General features: G+C 53.8%; 23 protein-coding genes. 11 read left to right on the top strand and 12 right to left on the bottom strand.

Translation table 11 applies throughout. The features are described from left to right. Positions 1-5 precede the first annotated feature (5 nt). Together aceE and pdhR are read right to left on the bottom strand one after the other, a co-directional pair. Complete coding sequence (aceE, locus tag C0557_RS03155) at positions 6-2,669, bottom strand: pyruvate dehydrogenase (acetyl-transferring), homodimeric type (RefSeq protein ID WP_074775033.1); 2,664 nt, start codon at positions 2,667-2,669, stop codon at positions 6-8. A 162-nt stretch (positions 2,670-2,831) separates the two neighbouring features. Beyond that, entirely contained in the window at positions 2,832-3,596 is a 765-nt protein-coding gene (gene pdhR / locus C0557_RS03150; RefSeq protein ID WP_043954981.1) for a pyruvate dehydrogenase complex transcriptional repressor PdhR, read from the bottom strand. A gap of 532 nt (positions 3,597-4,128) precedes the next feature. On the opposite strand from pdhR, the gene aroP reads away from it, so the two are divergent. The 3 genes from aroP (at position 4,129) to C0557_RS03135 (ending at position 8,030) form a co-directional block, all read left to right on the top strand. Further along, a complete protein-coding gene (aroP, locus tag C0557_RS03145; protein WP_208657462.1) occupies positions 4,129-5,502 on the top strand; it encodes an aromatic amino acid transporter AroP in 1,374 nt (457 codons plus the stop codon). Between the two features lie 171 nt (positions 5,503-5,673). Next, positions 5,674-7,080 carry a glycoside-pentoside-hexuronide (GPH):cation symporter gene (locus C0557_RS03140; protein WP_208657461.1) on the top strand — a complete coding sequence of 469 codons (1,407 nt, stop codon included), beginning with the start codon at positions 5,674-5,676 and terminating at the stop codon, positions 7,078-7,080. Continuing rightward, positions 7,080-8,030 carry a family 43 glycosylhydrolase gene (locus C0557_RS03135; protein WP_208657460.1) on the top strand — a complete coding sequence of 317 codons (951 nt, stop codon included), beginning with the start codon at positions 7,080-7,082 and terminating at the stop codon, positions 8,028-8,030. The genes C0557_RS03140 and C0557_RS03135 overlap by 1 nt, the downstream gene beginning before the upstream one ends. A 15-nt stretch (positions 8,031-8,045) precedes the next feature. Here C0557_RS03135 and ampE read toward each other — a convergent pair whose 3' ends face one another. Then, positions 8,046-8,900, bottom strand: a complete 855-nt coding sequence (gene ampE / locus C0557_RS03130; RefSeq protein WP_208657459.1) for a beta-lactamase regulator AmpE — start codon at positions 8,898-8,900, stop codon at positions 8,046-8,048. Then, positions 8,897-9,460 (bottom strand): 1,6-anhydro-N-acetylmuramyl-L-alanine amidase AmpD, encoded by a 564-nt coding sequence (gene ampD / locus C0557_RS03125; protein WP_007373168.1) that lies wholly within the window; start codon positions 9,458-9,460, stop codon positions 8,897-8,899. Before ampD ends, ampE begins: the two co-directional genes overlap by 4 nt. A 129-nt stretch (positions 9,461-9,589) precedes the next feature. Here ampD and nadC point away from each other — a divergent pair, with 129 nt between their 5' ends. From nadC to hofC, 4 genes are all read left to right on the top strand, one after another. Continuing rightward, positions 9,590-10,483: a carboxylating nicotinate-nucleotide diphosphorylase gene (gene nadC / locus C0557_RS03120; RefSeq protein ID WP_208657458.1), complete on the top strand. Its 894-nt coding sequence runs from the start codon at positions 9,590-9,592 to the stop codon at positions 10,481-10,483. 178 nt (positions 10,484-10,661) lie between these two features. Continuing rightward, positions 10,662-11,096, top strand: coding sequence for a prepilin peptidase-dependent pilin (ppdD, locus tag C0557_RS03115; protein WP_074775027.1), 435 nt, complete (start codon positions 10,662-10,664; stop codon positions 11,094-11,096). A gap of 9 nt (positions 11,097-11,105) precedes the next feature. After that, positions 11,106-12,494 carry a type II secretion system protein GspE gene (gene gspE, locus C0557_RS03110; protein WP_074775026.1) on the top strand — a complete coding sequence of 463 codons (1,389 nt, stop codon included), beginning with the start codon at positions 11,106-11,108 and terminating at the stop codon, positions 12,492-12,494. Continuing rightward, positions 12,484-13,686, top strand: coding sequence for a protein transport protein HofC (gene hofC / locus C0557_RS03105; protein WP_208657457.1), 1,203 nt, complete (start codon positions 12,484-12,486; stop codon positions 13,684-13,686). The genes gspE and hofC overlap by 11 nt, the downstream gene beginning before the upstream one ends. A 36-nt stretch (positions 13,687-13,722) precedes the next feature. Here the strand turns inward: hofC and C0557_RS03100 are convergent, their stop codons facing one another. Continuing rightward, complete coding sequence (locus C0557_RS03100) at positions 13,723-14,766, bottom strand: GMP reductase (RefSeq protein WP_074775022.1); 1,044 nt, start codon at positions 14,764-14,766, stop codon at positions 13,723-13,725. A gap of 323 nt (positions 14,767-15,089) precedes the next feature. Here C0557_RS03100 and coaE point away from each other — a divergent pair, with 323 nt between their 5' ends. Genes coaE through yacG form a run of 3 tightly spaced genes read left to right on the top strand, consistent with a single transcriptional unit; the run spans position 15,090 to position 16,657 of the window. Further along, a complete protein-coding gene (coaE, locus tag C0557_RS03095; RefSeq protein ID WP_208657456.1) occupies positions 15,090-15,710 on the top strand; it encodes a dephospho-CoA kinase in 621 nt (206 codons plus the stop codon). Continuing rightward, a complete protein-coding gene (gene zapD, locus C0557_RS03090; RefSeq protein ID WP_208657455.1) occupies positions 15,710-16,453 on the top strand; it encodes a cell division protein ZapD in 744 nt (247 codons plus the stop codon). Before coaE ends, zapD begins: the two co-directional genes overlap by 1 nt. A gap of 9 nt (positions 16,454-16,462) precedes the next feature. Next, entirely contained in the window at positions 16,463-16,657 is a 195-nt protein-coding gene (gene yacG / locus C0557_RS03085) for a DNA gyrase inhibitor YacG (RefSeq protein WP_074775015.1), read from the top strand. Between the two features lie 23 nt (positions 16,658-16,680). Here yacG and mutT read toward each other — a convergent pair whose 3' ends face one another. Genes mutT through secM form a run of 3 tightly spaced genes read right to left on the bottom strand, consistent with a single transcriptional unit; the run spans position 16,681 to position 20,401 of the window. Further along, the gene (mutT, locus tag C0557_RS03080) at positions 16,681-17,070 is read right to left on the bottom strand and encodes an 8-oxo-dGTP diphosphatase MutT (protein WP_208657454.1); all 390 of its coding nucleotides are present in this window, start codon (positions 17,068-17,070) and stop codon (positions 16,681-16,683) included. A gap of 59 nt (positions 17,071-17,129) precedes the next feature. Continuing rightward, on the bottom strand, positions 17,130-19,835 hold the full coding sequence (gene secA, locus C0557_RS03075) for a preprotein translocase subunit SecA (RefSeq protein WP_208657453.1): 2,706 nt from the start codon (positions 19,833-19,835) through the stop codon (positions 17,130-17,132). Between the two features lie 59 nt (positions 19,836-19,894). Next, the gene (secM, locus tag C0557_RS03070; RefSeq protein WP_208657452.1) at positions 19,895-20,401 is read right to left on the bottom strand and encodes a secA translation cis-regulator SecM; all 507 of its coding nucleotides are present in this window, start codon (positions 20,399-20,401) and stop codon (positions 19,895-19,897) included. A 23-nt stretch (positions 20,402-20,424) separates the two neighbouring features. Here secM and C0557_RS03065 point away from each other — a divergent pair, with 23 nt between their 5' ends. Beyond that, positions 20,425-20,616, top strand: a complete 192-nt coding sequence (locus tag C0557_RS03065) for a hypothetical protein (protein WP_208657451.1) — start codon at positions 20,425-20,427, stop codon at positions 20,614-20,616. A 65-nt stretch (positions 20,617-20,681) separates the two neighbouring features. On the opposite strand, the gene lpxC is transcribed toward C0557_RS03065, so the two are convergent. The 4 genes from lpxC to ftsQ all read right to left on the bottom strand — a co-directional run bounded on the left by lpxC (position 20,682) and on the right by ftsQ (position 25,028). Next, a complete protein-coding gene (gene lpxC / locus C0557_RS03060) occupies positions 20,682-21,599 on the bottom strand; it encodes a UDP-3-O-acyl-N-acetylglucosamine deacetylase (protein ID WP_007373154.1) in 918 nt (305 codons plus the stop codon). 100 nt (positions 21,600-21,699) lie between these two features. After that, positions 21,700-22,848: a cell division protein FtsZ gene (ftsZ, locus tag C0557_RS03055; RefSeq protein WP_007373153.1), complete on the bottom strand. Its 1,149-nt coding sequence runs from the start codon at positions 22,846-22,848 to the stop codon at positions 21,700-21,702. A 63-nt stretch (positions 22,849-22,911) separates the two neighbouring features. Continuing rightward, on the bottom strand, positions 22,912-24,168 hold the full coding sequence (ftsA, locus tag C0557_RS03050) for a cell division protein FtsA (RefSeq protein WP_007373152.1): 1,257 nt from the start codon (positions 24,166-24,168) through the stop codon (positions 22,912-22,914). Next, positions 24,165-25,028: a cell division protein FtsQ gene (gene ftsQ / locus C0557_RS03045; RefSeq protein ID WP_208657450.1), complete on the bottom strand. Its 864-nt coding sequence runs from the start codon at positions 25,026-25,028 to the stop codon at positions 24,165-24,167. Before ftsQ ends, ftsA begins: the two co-directional genes overlap by 4 nt. Between the last annotated feature and the right edge of the window lies 1 nt (position 25,029).

The following is a 25,029-nucleotide window of genomic DNA, read 5'->3' as shown; positions in this document are numbered from 1 at the left end:
ACCTCTTACGCCAGACGCGGGTTAACTTTTTCTGCATCGATGTTGAATTTGGTGATGGCTTCCGCCACCACTTTCTTGTCGATTTCGCCACGTTTAGCCAGTTCGCCCAGTGCAGCTACCACCACGTAAGAAGCATCAACTTCGAAGTGGTGACGCAGGTTTTCACGGCTGTCGGAACGACCGAAGCCATCGGTACCCAGTACGCGGTAATCATCAGCCGGTACGTAAGTACGAACCTGCTCAGCGAACAGTTTCATATAGTCAGTAGATGCCACTGCCGGCGCGTCGTTCATCACCTGAGCGATGTACGGAACGCGCGGAGTTTCCAGCGGGTGCAGCATGTTCCAGCGCTCACAATCCTGGCCATCACGCGCCAGTTCGGTGAAGGAGGTGACGCTGTACACGTCAGAGCCCACGCCGTAATCGTTCGCCAGAATCTGCGCTGCTTCACGCACGTGACGCAGGATAGAACCGGAGCCCAGCAGCTGAACTTTACCTTTGCTACCGGCAACGGTTTCGAGTTTGTAGATACCTTTACGGATACCTTCCTCAGCACCTTCCGGCATGGCCGGCATGTGGTAGTTTTCGTTCAGCGTGGTGATGTAGTAGTAAACGTTTTCTTGTTTCTCACCGTACATACGCTCCAGACCGTCATGCATGATGACAGCAACTTCGTATGCGTAAGCCGGATCGTAAGAGATACAGTTCGGGATAGTCAGCGACTGAATGTGGCTGTGGCCATCTTCGTGTTGCAAACCTTCGCCGTTCAGCGTTGTACGACCGGAAGTACCACCCACCAGGAAGCCGCGAGCCTGCTGGTCGCCAGCCTGCCAGCACAGGTCGCCGATACGCTGGAACCCGAACATGGAGTAGTAGATGTAGAACGGGATCATTGGCAGGTCGTTGGTGCTGTAAGAGGTCGCAGCCGCCAGCCAGGATGCGCCAGCACCCAGTTCGTTGATACCTTCCTGCAGGATCTGACCTTTTTCGTCTTCTTTGTAGTAAGCAACCTGCTCACGGTCCTGCGGGGTGTACTGCTGGCCGTTCGGGCTGTAAATACCAATCTGACGGAACAGACCTTCCATACCGAAAGTACGCGCTTCGTCGGCGATGATCGGAACCAGGCGATCTTTGATCGATTTGTTCTTCAGCATCACGTTCAGGGCACGAACGAAAGCGATAGTGGTGGAGATCTCTTTGTTCTGCTCTTCCAGCAACTGGGAGAAATCAGACAGCGCAGGCAGTTCCAGCTTCTCTGAGAACTTCGGCTGACGAGACGGCAGGTAGCCTTTCAGCGCCTGGCGACGTTCGTGCAGGTATTTGTACTCTTCAGAGCCTTCCGGGAAGGTCAGGTAAGAGAGGTTTTCAACCTGCTCATCGGTTACCGGAACATTGAAACGGTCGCGGATATAACGCACGCCGTCCATGTTCATTTTCTTAACCTGGTGGGCAATGTTTTTGCCTTCAGCGGTATCACCCATGCCGTAACCTTTAATGGTATGGGCCAGGATAACAGTCGCTTTACCTTTGGTTTCCTGCGCTTTTTTCAGTGCAGCGTAGATTTTCTTCGGATCGTGACCGCCACGGTTCAGCGCCCAGATCTGCTCATCAGTCCAGTCTGCAACCAGCGCTGCGGTTTCCGGATATTTACCGAAGAAGTGCTCACGAACGTAGGCGCCGTCTTTGGATTTGAAGGTTTGATAGTCACCGTCAACGGTTTCGTTCATCAGTTGGATCAGTTTACCGCTGGTATCTTTACGCAGCAGCTCGTCCCAACGGGAACCCCACATCACCTTGATCACGTTCCAGCCAGCACCTGCGAAGATGCCTTCCAGTTCGTTGATGATTTTACCGTTACCGGTTACCGGGCCATCCAGACGTTGCAGGTTACAGTTGATGATGAAGCACAGGTTGTCCAGTTTTTCACGGGTAGCGATAGTGATCGCACCTTTGGATTCCGGCTCATCCATCTCGCCATCGCCGAGGAAAGCGTAAACGGTTTGTTCAGAGGTATCTTTCAGGCCGCGGTGTTCCAGATATTTCAGGAACTTCGCCTGGTAGATCGCACCAATCGGGCCCAGCCCCATGGATACGGTCGGGAACTGCCAGAATTCCGGCATCAGTTTCGGGTGCGGATAAGATGACAGGCCTTTGCCGTGAACTTCCTGACGGAAGTTGTTCATCTGCTCTTCAGTCAGACGACCTTCGACGAACGCACGCGCGTAGATACCCGGAGAGATATGGCCCTGGAAGTAAACCAGATCGCCGCCATCTTTCTCATTACGGGCGCGGAAGAAGTGGTTGAAGCAAACTTCATATACGGTCGCAGAAGACTGGAAGGAAGCCATGTGGCCGCCCAGCTCAAGGTCTTTTTTAGAGGCGCGCAGAACCGTCATGATTGCGTTCCAGCGGATAGCTGAACGAATACGGCGTTCCAGTTCCAGATTGCCAGGATATTCCGGCTCATCTTCAACGGCAATAGTGTTTATATAGTTGCTCGCCCCTGTGCCAGCTGCCACTTTCACACCGCCTTTGCGGGCTTCAGAAAGGAGCTGGTCAATCAGATACTGAGCACGCTCAACACCTTCTTCACGGATGACCGATTCGATCGCCTGTTGCCAGTCGCGAGTTTCGATCGGATCCACGTCATTTTGGAAACGTTCTGACATGGGGGGTATTCCTTATCTATCTAATACGTTGATTTGTCTGGAACCTGTCCCATTGCATCCTTCGGGAAAGACGCAATAAGACAGGTTCTGCGTTTAGTTGCCGCGCTCTAAAGTTTGGCGCTGGTGTCACAACTCTTCCGGCACAAACTGCGCCAGAAAATCTTAATTCTTTCTCTGCTCGAGCCTACGCAGCGAGCGTTCACGACGGCTCTGCTCACGGCTTCTGTCCAGCAAAATCTCTTCGATAAACGCCAGGTGGCGGTGCGACGCTTCACGCGCCTCTTCCGGCTGCCCGGCCATGATCGCCGCGAAAATACTTGAGCGATGGTTGCTGACCAGCGGGAGCATCTCCCGGCGTGCGTACAGCAATTCGAAGTTCTGCCGGACGTTTTGCGCCAACATGGGCTCCATGCAGCGTAGCAAATGAAGCAGCACGACATTGTGCGCCGCTTCGGTTACGGCAATTTGATACTGCACGACAGCGCTGGACTCCGCGTCCAAATCCCCGGACTGCTGCGCCAGTTCAATCGCCTGGTGCAGCTCGCTGATACGCGCTTTGTCTTCATCAGTGCTGCGCAGCGCTGCGTAATAAGCTGCGATGCCTTCTAATGCATGGCGGGTTTCAAGCAGGTCAAATTGGGATTCGGGATGATCGTTGAGCAGCTCTACCAGCGGATCGCTGAAGCTCTGCCACAGACTGCTCTGGACAAAAGTCCCGCCACCCTGGCGACGAAGGAGCAGACCTTTCGCTTCGAGGCGCTGAATGGCCTCGCGCAGTGAAGGACGAGAAACATCGAACTGTTTCGCCAGTTCGCGCTCTGGAGGAAGTTTTTCACCGGGACGTAAGGTCCCTTCGAGAATCAAAAACTCCAGTTGCTGCTCAATCACATCGGAGAGTTTTGGTTGGCGGATTTTGCTGTAGGCCATGGTTCCCTGTCTCTGCCATTCGCCGGAGTAAATTGGTCTTACCAATTTCACGTTCTTGACGCTAAAGTAACAAAGTATTCACCTTCTGTCCATACAGGTTTTGATTGAAATCAGGAAACCACGCACATTTTAACAATCCTACAGAAATGACGTTTCAAAGATGTAACCTTGCACAAATGTCTCATTTACCACGAAAGAGGCAGTTTTAACTTTCTTGAAACGCCGGTTAAGGCATATGAACCGATTCAGTTGATTAATTTTTGATTTTCTATGCAATTAATTTGCATAGAAACAAAATAAGTGGTCGAGAAGGGAGTAGTTGGGGTACTGACAAACGGTTTCTTTTTCATCAGTCGTCATAGCAGCTTCACAAAGCAGATGCATTCACGCGCACTTACCACTATTCTTGGCACTACGAAAGAGCCAGACGAAAAATCACGTTAGCAATTCGTAAATAATAAAATACAAAAAATGGAATTTATTTCTTACACGCAAACGACAGCGTAAACATAATAACCACACACGAGGTTTCATGATGGAAGGTCAACAGCACGGCGATCAGCTAAAGCGCGGCCTTAAGAACCGCCATATTCAGCTTATTGCGCTGGGTGGCGCTATTGGGACTGGCCTTTTTCTGGGCAGCGCATCGGTCATTCAATCCGCCGGCCCCGGTATTATTCTGGGCTACGCCATTGCAGGTTTTATCGCCTTTCTGATCATGCGTCAGTTGGGCGAAATGGTCGTGGAAGAGCCGGTAGCCGGTTCATTTAGCCACTTTGCTTACAAATATTGGGGTAGCTTTGCCGGTTTTGCTTCCGGCTGGAACTACTGGGTACTGTATGTGCTGGTGGCGATGGCGGAACTGACCGCGGTCGGGAAGTATATTCAGTTCTGGTGGCCGGAAATCCCGACCTGGGTCTCTGCTGCGGCCTTCTTTGTCATCATTAACGCCATCAACCTGACCAACGTGAAAGTGTTTGGTGAGATGGAGTTCTGGTTTGCCATTATTAAGGTGTTCGCGGTTGTCGCCATGATCATCTTCGGCGGCTGGCTGCTGTTCAGCGGTAGCGCTGGCCCGCAGGCGACCGTACGTAACCTGTGGGAACAGGGTGGCTTCCTGCCGCACGGTATCGGTGGGCTGGTGATGATGATGGCGATCATTATGTTCTCGTTTGGCGGTCTTGAGCTGGTGGGGATCACCGCCGCAGAGGCCGATAACCCGGAACAGAGCATTCCAAAAGCCACCAACCAGGTTATCTATCGTATCCTGATTTTCTATGTTGGCTCACTGGCGGTGCTGCTCTCGCTGATGCCGTGGACCCGCGTAACGGCAGATACCAGCCCGTTTGTACTGATTTTCCACGAACTGGGTGACTCTTTCGTCGCCAACGCGCTGAACGTTGTGGTACTGACAGCCGCCCTCTCTGTTTATAACAGCTGCGTCTACTGCAATAGCCGTATGCTGTTTGGCCTGGCGAAGCAGGGTAACGCGCCGAAAATGCTGCAAAAAGTGGATAAACGCGGCGTGCCGGTGAACACCATCCTGACTTCCGCGCTCTTCACCGCGCTGTGCGTGCTGATCAACTACTTCGCACCGGAATCGGCGTTCGGTCTGCTGATGGCGCTGGTGGTTTCCGCGCTGGTGATCAACTGGGCGATGATAAGCCTGGCGCATATGCGTTTCCGTCGCGCGAAACAGTTGCAGGGCGTGACACCACGCTTCCCGGCGCTGTTCTACCCACTGGGCAACTGGATCTGCCTGCTGTTTATGGCCGCGGTGCTGGTGATCATGCTGATGACGCCTGGCATGGGCATTTCGGTCTATCTGATCCCGGTATGGATTGCCGTGCTGGGTGTCGGTTATCTGTTCAAACAGAAAAATGCAAAAACCGTAAGAGCCAGTTAATCCCTGTCTGCCCCCCCTTTCCCCGCGCGGGAGAGGGGGTTCTCGTAACGTTACCTTCCTCACACTTTCTTTTACATAGCTATTTTGTCCATCTCCCCGCGCTGATTCTGCTACGCAAACAAAAATTTGCAGGCGAATAATTCATACCATATATCAATGGGAGAAGCGGCAATGGACAACAACAGGCTGTCTGTCAAAGAAAAGATCGGCTATGGCATGGGAGACGCCGGATGTAACATCATCTTTGGCGCAATCATGCTGTTTGTTAACTATTTCTATACCGATATCTTCGGCCTCGCTCCGGCGCTGGTCGGCGTACTGCTGCTGTCGATTCGTGTGATTGATGCGGTTACCGACCCGCTGATGGGCGCGATCGCTGACCGTACGCAAAGTCAATATGGGCGCTTCCGCCCGTGGTTACTGTGGATTGCTGTTCCCTATGCTGTATTCAGCGTATTGATGTTTACCACGCCGGACTGGGCCTACAGCAGCAAAGTTATCTATGCTTTCGTCACCTACTTCCTGCTGTCGCTCACCTATACCGCCATTAATATTCCCTACTGCTCGCTGGGCGGCGTTATTACCAACGATCCGAAAGAGCGCGTTGCCTGCCAGTCGTACCGCTTTGTAATGGTCGGCATTGCCACACTGCTGCTGTCGTTAACGCTGCTGCCGATGGCGGAGTGGTTTGGCGGCGCAGATAAAGCCAAAGGCTACCAAATGGCGATGGCGGTGCTGGCATTTATCGGTATGTGCATGTTTTTGTTCTGCTTCGCCACTGTGCGCGAGCGTATTCGCCCGGCGGTACCGACCAATGACGATCTGAAGAACGATTTAAAAGATGTGTGGAAAAACGACCAGTGGGTACGCATTCTGCTGCTGACGTTGTGTAACGTCTGCCCAGGTTTTATCCGCATGGCTGCCACTATGTATTACGTGACCTGGGTGATGGGCGAAAGTACCCACTTCGCCACGCTGTTTATCAGCCTCGGCGTCGTGGGCATGATGCTCGGCAGCATGATGGCGAAGGTGCTCACCGATCGCTGGTGCAAACTGAAAGTCTTCTTCTGGACCAATATCGTGCTGGCGTTCTTCTCCTGTGCCTTCTACTTCTTTGATCCCCATGCCACTACGCTGATCATGGTGCTCTACTTCCTGCTCAATATTCTGCATCAGATCCCTTCCCCGCTGCACTGGTCGCTGATGGCGGACGTTGACGATTATGGCGAGTGGAAAACCGGTAAACGCATTACTGGCATCAGCTTTTCCGGCAACCTGTTTTTCCTGAAAGTCGGGCTGGCGATCGCCGGCGCAATGGTCGGTTTTCTGCTCTCCTGGTACGGTTACGACGCCGGAGCCAAACAGCAGAGCGCCAGCGCTATCAACGGCATCATGCTGTTGTTTACCGTGATCCCGGGCGTCGGTTACCTGATCACCGCAGGCGTGGTTCGCTTGCTGAAAGTTGACCGTGAATTGATGAAACAGATCCAGGCGGATCTGGAAAAACGTCGCATCAACTACCATGAGCTGACCGATCGTCAGCACGTACCGGCAGGCGACAACGTAAGGAAAGCATAATGAAAGAGTGGCCGAATCCGTTTATCGAACAACGCGCGGATCCCTTTATTCTGCGCCACGAGAATGTTTACTATTTTGTCGCCTCCGTGCCGGAGTATGACCGGCTGGAGCTCCGGCGCGCTACCACGCTGGAGGGGCTGCGTCATGCCGAAGGCGTGGTCGTGTGGCGTAAGCCGCAAAGTGGGCCGATGAGCGAGCTAATCTGGGCGCCGGAACTGCATCATATTGACGGTAAATGGTATCTCTATTTTGCCGCAACCTGGACGAAAGCGCTGGATGCGCTGAATATGTTCCAGCATCGCATGTTTGTGCTGGAGTGCGCCGATGCCGATCCGCTCAGCGGAAAATGGCTGGAAAAAGGCCAGGTGAAAACCCCGTTTGATACTTTCGCCCTCGACGCCACGACTTTTGTCCACCAGGGAAAACGCTGGTATCTGTGGGCGCAAAAAGCGCCGCACATCGCGGGAAACTCCAACCTCTATCTGGCAGAAATGGAAAATCCATGGACGCTCAAAGGTGAGCCGCTGATGCTGAGCAAGCCGGAATTCGACTGGGAGTGCCGGGGTTTTCTGGTGAATGAAGGCCCGGCCGCCCTGTTCCACGGCGACAAGCTGTTTATCAGTTACTCGGCCAGCGCGACTGATGAGAACTACTGTATGGGGCTGTTGTGGATTGATATTACCGCCAACCCGCAGCTCGCAGAGAACTGGCACAAATCACCGCAGCCGGTGTTCAAAACCAGCCACGAAAACCGTCAGTATGGCCCTGGCCACAACAGCTTTACGCAAACGCCGGAAGGGGAAGATGTGCTGGTGTATCACGCGCGGAACTACACTGAAATTGAGGGCGACCCGCTCTACGATCCTAATCGCCATACCCGTCTGAAAACGATTCGCTGGCAAGAAAACGGGATGCCTGACTTCGGCATCCCGGCTGCGGATAATCAGTAAAACTGCGGCACGCTATCAGATCAGCGTGCCGTAAATCGTCAACAACGCGACCACAACGACCAGCACCAGCGAGGTTTTCTTCGCCATCGACACCGCGGCTTTCGGCGTTCCGACTTTGTCCATATGCGGCTCGCGCGCCAGTGAGAACTGCGCGAGGCGCGTCAGCACCTGGTATTGCGATGTATGACCGTCGCCAAGGGAAGCAAACCAGGCGGGCAACGCCTTTTCGCCGTGCCCAACCAGCGCGTATACCACACCAGCCAGCCTGACGGGCACCCAGTCCAGCACATGTAAAATGGCATCAATGCCTGACTGCTGACGTTCGTTAGGCGTCTGGTAACGTGCCAGCCACGACTGCCAGGCCCGCAAGAACGCATAGCCTGCCAGCAGCACCGGCCCCCAGTATGCGCCGACAATAAACCAGAACAGCGGCGCCAGATAAAAACGGAAGTTGATCCAGACCAGCGCGTTTTGCAGTTCGCGTAAAAACTCACGCTCGCTGCATCCCGGCGGTACGCCATGTATCAGCGTTAATTCATTCGCCATCGCATTATGGGCATGACTGTCATTACGTGCCGCCGCCTTCAGGTAAGCGTGGTAATGCAGACGCACCTTACCCGCGCCAATGCATAACACACCAATCAGGATCCAGACCACCAGCAGCGGTACGTTGAAAAACAGCCCCTGCAGCGCGCGCAGGATCAGAAAGGTCACCAGCATCGCCAGCACTGTCATCAACAGCGTACGGAACATGGAGTAACGCTTAACCCGCCGGAACAGCACTTCCAGCCGGTGATCCAGTTGCCAGTGCTCTCCCAGTTTAAATAGCCGTTCTGCTGCCAGCACCAGCAGCATGGTGAATAACGTCATGGCATCTCCTTTTCTGACGAGCCGGCGACCAGCGCACGGAATCTGGCCCAGTCGAAAGCCGGCCCGGGATCGGTCTTCCGCTGCGGCGCAATATCGCTGTGGCCGGTCATATTGTTGGCAATCGACGGATAAAGCTCAATGAGCGTTCGCGTCACCGCCGCAAGTTGCTGATACTGCGCGTCGGTATACGGCAGGTTATCGGTGCCTTCAAGCTCAATCCCAATCGAGAAATCATTGCAGCGTTCCCGGCCGTGATAAGAGGATACGCCTGCATGCCAGGCGCGTTTATCGAAAGGCACATATTGCACAACCTCGCCATCACGGCGGATCAGGCAGTGCGCGGAAACACGCAGATGAACAATTTCGGCGAAAAAGGGATCGGCATCGGGATCGAGCGTGCCGGTGAACAACGCGTCTATCCACGGGCCGCCAAATTTGCCAGGCGGCAGGCTAATATTATGTACCACCAGCAGTGAAGGCTGTTCATCGTCCGGGCGGCAATCAAAATGGGGAGACGGCACGTGCCGCGCTTCCACCAGCCAGCCCTTGCGTAACGGCATAAGGAACTCCTTTAAGAGGATGGTGCTAAAACACGCTTCAGAGTAGCATGTCCGGGCGGTGCCCCGTAATGGTCTCCCGAACAGGACATCGCCTAACTTTGTGATTCGTTACCCTTTTTGGAGTTTATCATGCCGCCTCGCCGCTATAACCCCGATCTTCGACGTGACGCGCTGCAAAAACGCATCGAACTGGATATTCCTGCCGCTGTCGCCCAGGCGCTGCGTGAAGATTTGGGCGGAGAAGTTGACGCTAACAATGACATTACCGCGCAATTATTACCGCCAGAGAACCGCTCGCATGCGGTGGTTATTACCCGCGAAGACGGCGTATTTTGCGGTAAACGCTGGGTTGAAGAGGTTTTTATCCAGTTAGCTGGTAGCGACGTAACGCTGACCTGGCACGTTGCAGACGGCGACACGATCCGCGCCGATCAACCGCTGTTTGAACTGGAAGGTCCTTCCCGCGTACTGCTTACCGGTGAGCGCACGGCGTTGAACTTTGTGCAAACGCTGTCCGGCGTAGCCAGCGAAGTACGGCGCTATGTGGACCTGCTCAGCGGCACCAAAACCCAGCTTCTCGATACGCGTAAAACGCTGCCGGGCCTGCGCACCGCACTGAAATATGCGGTGCTGTGCGGCGGCGGCGCCAACCATCGTCTGGGCCTTTCCGACGCGTTTCTGATCAAAGAGAACCATATCATTGCTGCTGGCTCCGTTCGCCAGGCGGTGGAAAAAGCATTCTGGCTGCACCCGGATGTCCCGGTGGAAGTGGAAGTTGAAACGCTGGAAGAGCTGGACGACGCGCTGAAGGCAGGCGCCGACATCATCATGCTGGATAACTTCGAAACCGACCAGATGCGCGAAGCAGTTAGGCGCACCAATAGCCAGGCACGGCTGGAAGTTTCCGGCAATGTGACGAACGAAACGCTGCGCGAATTCGCCGAAACCGGCGTCGATTATATCTCCGTTGGCGCGCTGACCAAGCATGTGCGCGCCCTCGATTTGTCGATGCGTTTTCGCTGAATCAACTCTTCAAAGAAACGGGCCACTGGTCCGTTTTTGCGAACGCCCTTCCACGAATAATGCGACACTTTGCAAAAGCGATAAGAGTGCCGGAAGCCAGTATCACAAAATCATTTTTGCCCCTCGTCCACCGATTCATCCGCTGACACAGTAACGGCTCTGCATAAGGAGCTGTTTAATGAAACGACAACAAGGATTTACCTTAATCGAACTGATGGTGGTGATTGGCATCATTGCGATCCTGAGCGCCATCGGCATTCCCGCCTATCAAAACTACCTGCGTAAAGCCGCCCTCACCGACATGCTGCAAACGTTTATTCCGTACCGTACGGCCGTTGAACTTTGCGCGCTGGATCGTGGTGGCGTGGATAGCTGCGATGCCAGCAGCAACGGCATACCTTCCCCCACCACTACCCGCTATGTTTCGGCGATGAGCGTAACAAAAGGCGTGGTCTCGCTAACCGGGCAGGAGAGCCTGAATGGACTGAGCGTAGTAATGACACCGCAGTGGAGCAACGCTGATGGAATGCAGGGCTGGGCGCGCAGTTGCAACATTCAGGCAGACAGTTCGCTACAGCAGGCTTGTGAAGATGTGTTCCGGACCGGCAAGTAAGGAGCGCCAATGAAACCCGATAAACTCAGTGCGCTATGCCAGCGCCATAATGCGGTCGTGCTCAAAAGCGAAAACGATCTCTTAACGATTGCGGTAGTTGAAACACCCAGCCCCGAATTAATGGAGTCTCTCACCTTTGCCGCCCAGAAGCGTGTCGATATTCGCTGCTGGACGCCGGAGCAAATGGATAAACATTTGCAGATGGCAGCGCAAACCGGGGGGCCGGTGGTACAGGAAGAGAGCAGTACCGCCGCGATGGAGATCGTGGAACATACGCTTCAACAAGCGCTGATGCTGCGCGCTTCAGATATCCATTTTGAGCCTGGTGAAACGCACTATGCCATTCGCCTGCGCGTCGATGGCGTGCTGCACGCGCTTTCGCCTCTACCCGGCACGCTCGCCAGCACGCTAACCGCAAGGCTAAAAGTACTCGGCAATCTCGATATCGCCGAGCACCGTTTGCCGCAAGATGGTCAGTTCAATCAGGAACTTTGCGGGCAATCGATCTCGTTTCGTATCGCCACTCTGCCCTGCCGTCACGGAGAGAAAGTGGTTCTGCGCTTGCTGCATCAGGTTAATCAGCCGCTGGAACTGGAAGCGCTGGGAATGACCGATCAACAGCGGGCGCTGTTTGCCGCCGCACTGGCGCAGCCGCAAGGATTGTTGCTGGTTACCGGCCCGACAGGCAGCGGTAAAACCATTACGCTTTACAGCGCATTGCAGGCGCGAAATAAACCAGAAGTTAACATTGCGAGTGTGGAAGATCCCGTCGAGATCCCGCTCGCCGGGCTAACGCAGACACAAATCAATCCGCGCAGCGGGCTGACTTTTCAAAGCGTATTACGCGCCCTGTTACGCCAGGATCCGGACATCATCATGATTGGCGAAATTCGCGATGGCGAAACCGCCGAAATTGCGATAAAAGCCTCCCAGACCGGGCATCTGGTACTGTCGACGCTGCACACTAACTCCACCAGCGAAACGCTGGTACGCATTCAACAAATGGGCGTTGCCCGCTGGATGATCTCCTCAGCACTGTCGCTGGTGGTAGCGCAACGCCTGGTGCGTAAGCTCTGCCCGCACTGTCGAAAACTTGCCGTGGAGAATATCCATCTTCCCGGTACGCTATGGCCACGTCCGTTGCCGCGCTGGCGGGCCGAAGGCTGTGAACAGTGCTATCACGGTTTTTACGGGCGACTGGCGCTGTTTGAAGTCCTCACCATCACACCGGAAATACGCCAGGCCATTGCTGGCAATATGGGCGCGGAAGAGATTGGGCTACTGGCGCGACAAAGTGGCATGACCACGCTGTTTGAGCATGGCTGCCAGGCCGTGGAACAAGGGTTGACCACCTTTGACGAACTGGTACGCATCCTGGGTTTTCCGGATGGCGAGTAAACACCTTTGGCTGTGGTCCGGGCTTGATGACAGCGGCGCCCTGCAAAGCGGTACACACTGGAACGAAAATCGCGACAGCGTGGTGTTACTGTTGCATCAGCGGCAAATCCATCTGCTGTCGCTGAAACGCTGTCCGGTACGTCGCGCGCTCTGGCAAGCGGAGCATGGATGCTCCGTTTTGCAGCAACTTGCCACTCTTCTGCAGGCCGGGCTGACATTACCGGAAGGGTTACAACTGCTGGCGGAGCAACACCCCGCCAGACAGTGGCAGGCGCTGTTGCGCCAGCTGGCACAAACGCTGGAGCAGGGAGAAACATTTTCGGCTGCGCTACGCCAGTGGCCTGATGTGTTTCCTCCGCTCTGGCTGGCGATGATTCGCACCGGCGAGTTAACCGGCAAACTGGATGAGTGCTGCTTCAAGCTCGTTAGCCAGCAGCAAGCGCAAAGGGAGCTGGCGTTGAAAGTGAAAAAAGCGCTTCGTTATCCGCTGATCATCCTCTCCCTGACGGCAGCAGTGGTGCTGGCAATGATATATCTGGTATTACCCGAGTTCTCGGCCATCTACCAGACGTTTAACACACCGCTTCCGGCGCTCACGCGGGGAGTCATTGCCACCGCTGACGTTATGCAGCGCTGCGCCCTGCCGTTGATAGTATTTATCGCGTTGGTACTCGGCGTCATGAGGTCGCTACGTCATCACCCCGGCTGGCTTCGTTACCGACAGCGGCTGCTACTGGCCACTCCGGTGATGGGTCAGTTGATACGCGGGCAGCGGCTCAGCCAGATATTTACCGTCCTGTCGCTGACGCAGCGTGCGGGTATCGCCTTTTTACAGGGGCTGGAAAGTGTTAAAGAGACGCTTACCTGCCCGTACTGGCGCGATATCCTGCAACGGGCGCATCAGGAGATAACTCAGGGTATGTCGATAGCCGCCGCCCTGAAAGAAAGCGGTGAATTCCCGACCCTGTGTATTCAGTTGATTCGCACTGGCGAAGTTTCCGGCGCGCTGGATACGATGCTGCACAACCTGGCACAGCATCACAGCGAACAAACTCAGCGTCAGGCGGATGGTCTGGCAGCCGTGCTTGAGCCGTTGTTGCTGGTGGCAACAGGATTGATTATCGGGGTGCTGGTTGTGGCAATGTACCTGCCCATCTTCCATCTGGGGGATGCGATGAGCGGTGCGAGGTGAGCACAGGCGCGGCATAACGCTGCGCCTGTTTAGCGATCACAGGCTGTTGAAAACGCGGTTTTCCTGTTCCTGAACGCGAATGAAGGTCGTGCGTTTGGTCAGCTCTTTCAGACGAGACGCGCCAACGTAAGTGCAGGCCGAGCGCAGACCGCCCAAAATGTCGCGCGCAGTATTTTCTACAGGCCCACGCAGCGCCAGCTTGACGGTTTTACCTTCTGCAGCACGGTAACCGGCAACGCCGCCAACGTGGCGATTCATTGCAGATTCAGAGCTCATGCCATAGAACAGCATGAATTTTTCACCATTTTCTTCAACCACGGTGCCGCCGCTCTCTTCATGGCCGGCCAGCATACCGCCCAGCATCACGAAATCTGCGCCGCCGCCGAAAGCTTTCGCTACGTCGCCTGGAACGGTGCAACCGCCATCGCTGACAATCTGTCCACCCAGGCCATGCGCAGCATCCGCACATTCGATCACCGCAGAAAGCTGCGGATAGCCAACGCCGGTTTTCACGCGCGTGGTGCAGACAGAACCCGGGCCAATACCCACTTTAACGATATCAGCGCCGGAGAGGATCAGCTCTTCACACATTTCCCCCGTCACAACGTTACCGGCGCAGATGGTTTTATTCGGCCAGGCTTCACGCGCTTTCGCAACAAACTGTACAAAATGCTCGGAATAGCCATTCGCCACATCAATGCAGACAAAATTCAGCGCGGGATGCAGCGCAAGGATCTGTTTTGTCTTATCAAAATCGGCATCAGATGTTCCGGTGGAAACCATTACATGACACAGCACATCCGCAGATTCGCGCTCAACAAAACCTTTCCAGTCTTCAACGGAATAGTGTTTATGCACGGCAGTGAGAATGTCGAATGAGGCCAGCGCTTTTGCCATCATAAACGTGCCAACCGAGTCCATATTCGCGGCAATAATGGGTACGCCGGACCAGTTCATTCCTGAATGCTTGAAGGTAAACTCGCGTTCCAGCTCAACATCGGAACGGCTTTTAAGGGTAGAGCGTTTAGGGCGGATAAGAACGTCTTTGAAACCTAGCTTCAGATCTTCTTCGATACGCATGTGCGGATTCCTGGGGTTAATGGCAAAAATACAAACTCACAACTCCAGTGACGCTATCATACGCGCTAATAAGGGCTGCGCAAGACTGCGAATTTCTCTTTTTTTACGCTACAATCCTATAAATTTACCTGGTGAATCGGCAAGTTTAGGTTAATCGATTTCATTGTCGCTTGATTAATTCACAACACGTTGATTATATTAATAAATATATTCAACCTTTTGCGTTTTTCTTCCCTTTTGCAGGCGATAAAAAAGTGCCATGAGTATGGCGAAAGAGAACGTGGATTGTGATGTCAGGCAGACCCATTTTGGGATGAGGTGTTATGGGGTATACGGTCGCGTTAACCGGTGGCATCGGCAGTGGGAAAAGCACCGTAGCGGATGCTTTCGCACAGCTTGGGGTTAACGTTGTCGATGCGGATATTATTGCGCGTCAGGTCGTGAAACCGGGTTCGCAAGCATTAAGCGCCATTACAGCACGTTTTGGGGCAGGAATGCTCCTCGCCGACGGCTCGCTAAACCGTCGGGCATTACGTGAACGTATTTTTGCTTCTCCAGCTGATAAAGAGTGGCTCAATGGTCTGCTCCATCCGCTAATTCATCAGCAGACCCAGCGTGAGATTGCGCAGGCAACGTCGCCTTATGTACTGTGGGTTGTTCCCCTGCTGGTGGAAAACCAGCTATATCGTAAAGCCGATCGGGTTTTGGTGGTGGATGTCCCGGTTGAGACTCAAATTGCACGCACCACGCAGCGTGATGGCGTTAGTCGCGAACATGCAGAGCATATTCTTGCTGCCCAGGCCACACGCGAAGCGCGGCTTGCCGTCGCTGACGATGTTATTGATAATAATGGCGCACCAGGTGCGATAGCATCGGATGTTGCCCGCCTGCACTCAGCGTATCTGGAATATGCTTCACAGGCCGTATCACAGGAAAAACCGTAATGCACACCCACATCCTTTTTGAACACCCGCTTAACGAGAAGATGCGCACCTGGCTGCGTGTCGAATTTCTGCTTCAGCAACTCACCGCCCGTTTACCGTTGGGCGACCATGCTGATGCGTTGCACTTTTTCCGTAACGTCGGTGATTTACTGGATGTGTTCGAACGCGGTGATACGCGTACGGAATTACTGAAAGAGCTGGAACGTCAGCAGCGAAAATTGCGTGCCTGGAGCGAAGTAGAGGGAGTGGATCTCAACCGTATCGAATCCCTGCGCCAGCAACTGAAACAGAGCAGCAATATCCTGATGGCTGCGCCACGCATTGGTCAGCTTTTACGTGAAGACCGATTAATTGCGCTGGTGCGCCAGCGTCTGAGTATCCCCGGCGGGTGTTGCAGCTTTGATCTGCCCACGCTGCACATGTGGCTGCATTTGCCGCAGGAGCAACGTGATGCGCAGGTCGCGGTCTGGCTGGAAAGTCTCGATCCGCTCAAAGCAACGCTGCAATTAATCCTCGATCTGATCCGCAATGCCGCGCCGTTCCGCCATCAGACCAGCCTGAATGGTTTTTATCAGGATAATGGCGAAGATGCCGATTTACTGCGTCTGAAACTGACGCTGCGGGATCGTCTGTATCCGCAAATTTCCGGGCATAAAAGCCGTTTTGCTATCCGCTTTTTACCCCTCGACAGCGAAAACGGGATCGTGCCGGAACGGCTGGATTTTGAACTGGCCTGTTGTTAAGGAGCCAATATGACTGAAACAACCATTGTTAACTGCCCAACCTGCGGGAAATCTGTCGTCTGGGGCGAAATCAGCCCGTTTCGCCCCTTCTGTTGCAAACGCTGCCAGCTCATCGATCTGGGAGAGTGGGCAACGGAAGAGAAACGCATCCCCAGCTCTGGCGACCTGTCAGACAGCGATGAATGGAGCGAAGAGCAACAGTAATGTTTTTACCGCTGGCGCACCGCTTAACGCTGCGCCAGCCGGGTAATAATGGGTTCGTTAGCCGGCGGGAAATCTTCCGCTTTCAGCATCTGTTGTGCTATCCACTCTCCCGGCTGCCCCTCTTTTCCCCACGGCTCCCCTTCCCAGCTCTCAACCAGCCAGAACCACAGCGTGATATGGCGATCGGGAAACTGATACTCCAGCTTATCAAACAGTGTTGCATTCAGCGGCGTAATGCCGACTTCTTCCTGTAATTCACGGCTCATCGCCTGTTCGGGCGTTTCGCCCTCTTCTATTTTACCGCCCGGAAACTCCAGTTTATTCGCCATGTGCGCATCCGCAGCACGGCGCGTAATAAAGATTTCTCCTTGCGGGTTGCGAATGATCCCGACTGCGATGTTGAGTATTTTCATTAGGCAGGCTCCATAAAAAAGGCGCAGATATCTGCGCCTTTTACATTTTTATCAAAAGGTTATGCTAAACGGCCGTGGCACTGTTTGTATTTTTTACCCGAACCGCAAGGGCATGGATCGTTACGACCCACTTTACGCTCGCCCGTCTGCGCAGCAAGTTCCGCGGCCGCTGCAGATTCATCATCCTGATGACTCAACTGTTGCATTTGCGCCAGACGCTCAGCTTCCTGGCGACGCTGCTGCTCCATCGCTTCCACTTCTTCCGGCATACGCACCTGCACCTTGCTCAGCGTGCTGATCACTTCATATTTCAGCGACTCCAGCATCGCGGCAAACATGGCGAAGGATTCGCGTTTGTACTCCTGCTTCGGATCTTTTTGCGCGTAGCCACGCAGATGGATACCCTGACGCAGGTAATCCATGGCTGCCAGATGCTCTTTCCACAGGGAATCCAGCGTCTGCAACATCACGCCTTTTTCAAAGTGACGCATCATTTCCGCACCTACCACGTCTTCTTTGCGCTGGTAAGTTTCAATGGCGTTCTGCAGGATGCGCTCGCGCAACGTCTCTTCATGCAGATCCGGCTCTTTATCCAGCCATTCCGCAATCGGCAGATCGAGATCGAAGTCGTTTTTCAGGCGTTCCTGCAGACCCGGGATATCCCACATCTCTTCCAGAGACTGCGGCGGAATATGCGCGTCGATGGTAGCTTTGAAAACGTCCTCGCGAATGCTGTTAATGGTTTCGCTCACGTCAGACACATCCAGCAGTTCGTTACGCTGGGTATAAATAGCACGGCGCTGATCGTTGGCAACATCATCATATTCCAGCAGTTGCTTACGAATATCGAAGTTGCGGCTTTCCACTTTACGCTGCGCGTTGGCAATCGCCTTCGTAACCCACGGGTGCTCAATCGCTTCGCCCGGTTTCATCCCCAGCTTACGCATCATGCCGGAAACACGATCGGAGGCGAAAATACGCATCAGCGCATCTTCCATGGAGAGGTAGAAACGGGAAGAACCGGCATCGCCCTGACGACCGGAACGACCGCGCAACTGGTTATCGATACGACGAGATTCGTGACGCTCAGTACCGATAATGTGCAGGCCGCCAGAGGCCAGTACGGCATCATGGCGTACCTGCCAGTCCGCTTTCACTTTTGCGATTTGCTCTTCGGTCGGATTTTCAATCTCAGCCAGTTCTGCCTGCCAGCTACCGCCCAGCATGATATCCGTACCACGACCCGCCATGTTGGTGGCAATGGTTACCGTGCCAGGGTAACCCGCCTGAGCAACGATATCCGCCTCTTTGGCGTGGAATTTGGCGTTCAGCACGTTGTGCTTGATACCCGCTTTGGTCAGTTCCTGAGAGACAACCTCTGATTTTTCAATGGAGATAGTCCCCACCAGCACCGGTTGGCCCTTGGCGGTACGCTCTTTAATATCTTCGATAATGGCCTGGATTTTTTCCGCTTCGGTCATGTAGACCAGATCCGCCATATCTTTACGGATCATCGGGCGGTTTGTCGGTACAACAACCGTATCCAGTTTGTAGATCGAGCTGAATTCAAATGCTTCGGTATCTGCCGTACCGGTCATACCGGCCAGTTTTTCATACAGACGGAAATAGTTCTGGAAGGTAATGGAAGCCAGCGTCTGGTTTTCATTCTGGATTTCCACGCCTTCTTTGGCTTCAACAGCCTGATGCAGACCGTCAGACCAGCGACGCCCTTGCATGGTACGGCCGGTATGTTCATCAACGATGATCACTTCGCCATCTTTAACAATGTAATCCACGTCGCGGGTGAACAGTGCATGAGCACGCAGCGCAGCGGTGACGTGGTGCATCAGCATAATATTGGCCGGGGAGTAGAGTGACTCGCCCTCGTCCATGATGCCTTCTTTTACCAGCAGCTCTTCAATCAGCACCAGGCCGCGTTCGGTCAGCGTTACCTGACGCGCTTTCTCATCCACCGAGAAGTGGCCTTCGCCCTGGAAAGTGTCAGAATCTTCTTTCTCCTGGCGAACCAGGTAAGGAATGATTTTGTTCACTTTTTTGTAGAGTTCAGAGCTGTCTTCTGCAGGCCCAGAGATGATCAGCGGGGTGCGCGCTTCATCGATGAGAATGGAGTCAACCTCATCCACCAGCGCATAGTGCAGTTTACGCTGTACGCGCTCTTCAGGGCTGAACGCCATGTTATCGCGCAGGTAGTCAAAGCCGTACTCGTTGTTGGTGCCGTAGGTAATATCGGCAGCGTAAGCTTCACGCTTGGCAACAGCAGGCATACCTGGCAGGTTAATACCGACTGTCAGGCCGAGGAACTCAAACAATGGACGGTTGTTTTCGGCATCGCGCTGCGCCAGATAATCGTTCACCGTCACAACGTGGACGCCTTTACCGCTCAGGGCATTCAGGTAAGCCGGCAGCGTCGCTGTCAGGGTTTTACCTTCACCAGTACGCATCTCCGCGATGCAGCGATCGTTCAGTACCATACCGCCCAATAACTGTACGTCAAAGTGGCGCATGCCAAACACGCGCTTGCTCGCTTCGCGAACCACCGCAAAAGCTTCAGGCAACAGATTATCTACCGCCTCGCCTTTTTCCAGACGGGCGCGAAACTCTGCGGTTTTACCTTTCAGCTCTTCATCACTGAGCTGCTCCATGGCCGGTTCCATGGCATTAATCTGAACGACAACTTTACGCATGCGACGCAGTGTACGATCGTTGCGGCTACCGAATACTTTCGTTAATAAATTGATTAGCATAATAAAAATCTCAAACGCTCCGCTCGGCGGAACTAAAAAATGGATAAAGGGCTCTTTTTTTAGCTGATGCGTTGAGGGCCTGCGCGAATACCCTGCACCTGGCTCACCCAGGCGGGCACGCTAAACGCGGCTTGCGGCGTAGAAGGGATATAAACAGCCAGACGGACAATCGTCGGCGGCTTGCTTTCCAGCATCAGCAGTGCGCTGAGCGAATCCAGCAATGCCAGATGATGTGCCTGAATGGGTAATGGCTCTTCCGTTGCTACAGGTAGCGCCTGAGGCGCCATAGCGAACGAAAGATGACGGATCACGGTACGAATGGCGTGCTGATGCCAGTAATCGACAGTAAAATTCGGACGCCGTTTCGCTTCCAGCAAGGAGAAACTGGTGAAATTGACGTTATTGACGCCATCGTGATTGCGGGTCGTTTCACGCGCAGGCTGATGTGGCTCAGCGCTACCGGCAAATGCAGGCAAGCCAAAACTCGCCGCGACCATCCCTAATAAGAGATGCGGCCAGAAATAGCGTCTGCCAAATTGTCGCCAGCACGTCAGTATTCCGTTCACCTGCTCCACCCCAAAAATCACGCTTGTCCGATTTTGCTTCTGTCGGTGCCATTTTGCGCCCAAATCTTACCACTAAAGCCGCCAGCACCGCAGTAGTATTCAGGCTTCAGAAGGGCAAAATTGACCAGGAAAGCAGCAAACACATCGCTCAAAGCGAAAAAAGAGAAAGTTCTACACTGAGGCAGGAGAAAGGTCTGGTGGGAAAAAAACAATAAAAAACGACTGGTTTCCCTGACCGGAGAGAGTGCCAGGTTAACCAGTCGATTTTGTGGTTATGGCGTTATGCCAGAACCGTTGACGGTGCTTTAAATGCCAGCGGCAATTCGGCGTCGTCTTCGAAGGTCACATATTCCCAGGCTTCCTGTTTTGCCAGAACAGCCTGCAACAGTTTGTTGTTTAATGCGTGGCCAGATTTATATGCGGTAAACGCACCAATGATATTGTGACCACACATGAACAAGTCGCCGATAGCATCCAGCATTTTATGGCGAACAAATTCATCTTCGAAACGAAGCCCGTCTTCGTTCAGTACGCGATAATCGTCAACTACGATGGCACAATCGAAGCTACCGCCCAGGCACAGACCGCGGGACTGGAGGTATTCGATATCACGCATGAAACCGAAGGTACGCGCACGACTAATCTGGCGCATAAATGCGTCGGCAGAGAAGTTCATCGCATAGCGTTGAGTGCTTGCATCAATCGCCGGGTGGTTAAAATCGATGGTAAAGTCGAGCGTGAAACCATTGTGTGGTTTGAACTCAGCCCATTTATCACCGTCTTCAACACGCACCGTATCTTTGATACGAACGAATTTTTTGGCGCTGTTAAGCTCTTCGATCCCTGCATCCAGTAGCAGATAAACGAAAGGTGCAGCACTGCCATCCATAATGGGAATTTCCGGCGCATCGACTTCAACAATAATGTTGTCGATACCCAGCCCCGCCAGAGCAGCATTTAAGTGCTCAACGGTGGAAATCCGCACGTCATGCTCATTGACCAGACAAGTACAGAGCATAGTATCACGCACAGATTTAGCATCAGCCGGAAAATCTACCGGTGGATTCAAGTCAGTGCGACGATAGATGACCCCGGTATTTGCCGGCGCAGGGCGCAACGTCAGTGTGACTTTCTTGCCGGTATGTAAACCGACGCCAGTCGCCTGAACGATACGTTTAAGAGTCCTTTGTTTGATCATCGTATAATCTCGCCTTATTACCAATCCATCCGAAGTGTATAACACAATCGGTGGGGCAGTTTAGCACAAAGAGCGAAGAAGCCCAACTTCCAGTAAATTCTTAGTCCGCTTGCTTACGCAGGAACGCCGGAATATCCAGATAATCAGGTTCTTTAGTGGTTTGCGGCGTATTGTCGTTAACCACTTTCGCCGGTTTCTGCTCCTGTTGCATCGGCTGCATGCCGTGCTGCTGATAGCGATCCATCACGGGCTGCTGCGCCTGTTTGTTGGTCACCAGCGTGATTTCTGGACGTTTGTCCATGCCAATACCTGTCGCAACGACGGTCACACGCAGTTCATCGTTCATATCCGGATCAAGGGACGTACCGATAACCACAGTCGCGTTATCAGATGCGAAAGCACGGATAGTGTTACCCACCGTTTCGAACTCATCCAGACGCAGGTCGAAGCCAGCAGTAATGTTAACCAGTACACCACGAGCGCCAGAGAGATCAATATCTTCCAGCAGCGGGCTGGAAATCGCCATTTCTGCCGCTTCTTCCGCACGATCTTCACCGCTGGCCACACCGGAGCCCATCATCGCGTAGCCCATTTCGGACATTACGGTGCGCACGTCAGCAAAGTCAACGTTCATCAGGCCCGGACGAGTAATCAGTTCAGCGATACCCTGTACAGCGCCTTTCAGTACATCGTTCGCTGCACCGAATGCATCGAGCAGAGAAATACCACGGCCAAGCACTTTCAGTAACTTGTCGTTCGGGATAGTAATCAGCGAGTCCACATGTTTGGACAGCTCAGTGATACCCTGCTCAGCAAATGCCATGCGCTTCTTGCCTTCAAAATTGAAAGGCTTGGTCACCACAGCAACCGTCAGGATACCTAAATCTTTAGCGACTTCAGCCACGACAGGAGCCGCACCGGTACCGGTACCACCACCCATGCCTGCCGCGATAAAGACCATGTCAGCGCCTTCGAGCGCAGCGCGCAGGGCTTCACGATCTTCTTCAGCCGCATTGCGACCAACTTCAGGGTTTGCTCCAGCGCCCAGACCTTTGGTGATACCACCGCCGATCTGAATGGTTTGCCCCACCGCCGTTTTACGCAACGCCTGCGCGTCGGTATTTACAGCGAAGAACTCAACACCCTCAATGCGCTCGCGCACCATATGCTCTACGGCGTTGCCACCGCCGCCACCGACGCCGATGACTTTAATCACCGCGTCGTTGGTTAATTCCATCGGTTCAAACATAATTTCTCTCCGTTTTGTGCCTGTCGCCTGAGACCGCTAATTTTCTGCGCTCTCTGAAAAAAATTAAAACTCTTTTCGCAGCCAGCTGTTGATTCGTTTGAACCATGACCCTACTGACGCGCGTTTTTCCACTTCTGCTTCACCACTGAGATGCGTCTCTTTTCCGTAGTGCAGCAACCCTACAGCCGTCGAGTAATACGGCTCCTGGGCATAATCGGTCAAGCCAGTAATGTTGAGCGGCGCACCAATACGCACCTGCGTATGGAAAACGCGCTGTGCACAGGCCGCAAGGCCTTCCATTTGCGCTGCGCCGCCGGTCAACACAATCCCCGCCGCCAGGTGATGCTTTACACCCTGCTGGCGTAGCTGTTCCTGCAACTGCAAAATCTCATCGTTAACCAGATTGAGCAACTCGGTATAGCGAGGCTCAATCACGTCTGCCAGCGTCTGACGCTGCAAACTGCGCGGCGGACGACCGCCCACGCTGGGGACTTCAACGCTCTCATCTTTGCCGACTAACGACCCCAGCGCACAACCGTGGCGAACTTTGATCGCCTCTGCATCACTGGGCGGCGTACCGAAAGCGTAAGCAATATCGCTGGTGACCACATTCCCTGCATAAGGGATCACTTTCGTGTGGCGCAGCGCGCCGCCAGTATAGACCGCCATGTCCATTGTACCACCACCGATGTCAACAACGCAGACGCCCAGTTCTCGTTCGTCTTCCGTCAACACCGAATAGCTGGAGGCCAGTCCGGCGAAAATAAGTTGGTCAACTTTTAACCCACATCGTTCAACGGCTTTAACGATGTTTTTTGCCATATCGTTATGGCAAGTAATCAAATGTACTTTTGCCTGCATACGCACGCCAGACAGCCCAACCGGGTTTTTGATCCCCTCCTGGTAGTCGATGGCGTACTCCTGCGGAATCACATGCAGAACACGGTGTTCATCGCGTACACGCACTGATTTGGCGGTATGCACAACGTTCTCCACATCTTCCTGCGTCACTTCCTCTTCCGAAATCGGCACCATCCCAATTTCGTTCTGGCAGCTAATGTGCTTCCCCGAAAGCGCCAGGTAGACAGAAGAGATCTGGCAATCCGCCATCAATTCAGCCTGATCGATAGCGCGCTGTACGCATTTCACTACCGATTCCAGATCGTTCACTCCGCCTTTATCCATACCACGAGACGGGCAACTGCCCACGCCAATGATATTCACAATACCGTCGGGCAGAACTTCCCCTACTAAAGCGGCTACCTTCGCGGTGCCAATCTCCAGTCCAACCACCAGTTTTCTGTCCGTCGCCTTGATCATTGTTGCTCTGCCTGTGCCTGATTCTGTTGTGCCTGATTCTGTTGTGCCTGATTTTGCTGCTGATTCGGTTCCTGAACAGGGGCTGCTTTCCAGCCTACAGCCGCGCCTGAGTCATAGCGTAAATCCACGTAACTGATCGTCTTACCGTCCGTTTGCGCCTGTTGCTGCAGAACCGGGTAAAGCTCCACGAAGCGCGCCAGGCGTTTCATTGTATCGCCACGACCCAGGTTGAGCCTGATGTCGTTAGTCAGCGTGACCTGCCATGAACGTCGCGCCGTCATCGCCGCTTCCTTTAACGTGAATTTATCCTTCGCCAACAATTGCCCCATATCGCGGTAGCCTTGCAATACTTCGCTTTCACTGCCTTCAGGGCCATACAACATGGGCAAAACCTGCTTACTGGTTCGTTCGGACGGCACGCTGAACGCATTACCGTCGGCATCGACCATATGCTGATCATTCCATCGCGCAATCGGCACGTATTCAACCAGATGAATCTTCAATTCGTCTGGCCACTGCTTTCTGACGCTTGCCTGCTTTATCCAGGGCAGGCGCTCGATCTGACTCTGAATAATATTAACGTCCTGCGTCATGAAGGTGCCGGGTGCTCCCAGCGCCAGAATAGACTGACGAATATCATCATTGCGGGTGTAATGACGATCACCCGTCACCACCAGCTTCGACAACGGCAAGCGTTGTGCATCATCCATCCAACCCAAAACCACCCAGCCGCTAACAAACACGGTGCACAGCACCGCCAGCAGGAACAAAATCCCTGCAAGACGCGTTCCATTGTTGCGGCGGGAGGTGGTTACGGCCTCCGCTTCGCGGTTTCGCGTGTTCAGCGCAGCCTGTGACATA

This window comes from Kosakonia sp. MUSA4, from assembly GCF_013085925.1.
GTDB lineage: Bacteria > Pseudomonadota > Gammaproteobacteria > Enterobacterales > Enterobacteriaceae > Kosakonia > Kosakonia sacchari_B.
The sequence above is the reverse complement of the archived record's forward strand: the minus strand, read 5'-3'. Positions and strand labels throughout refer to the sequence as shown.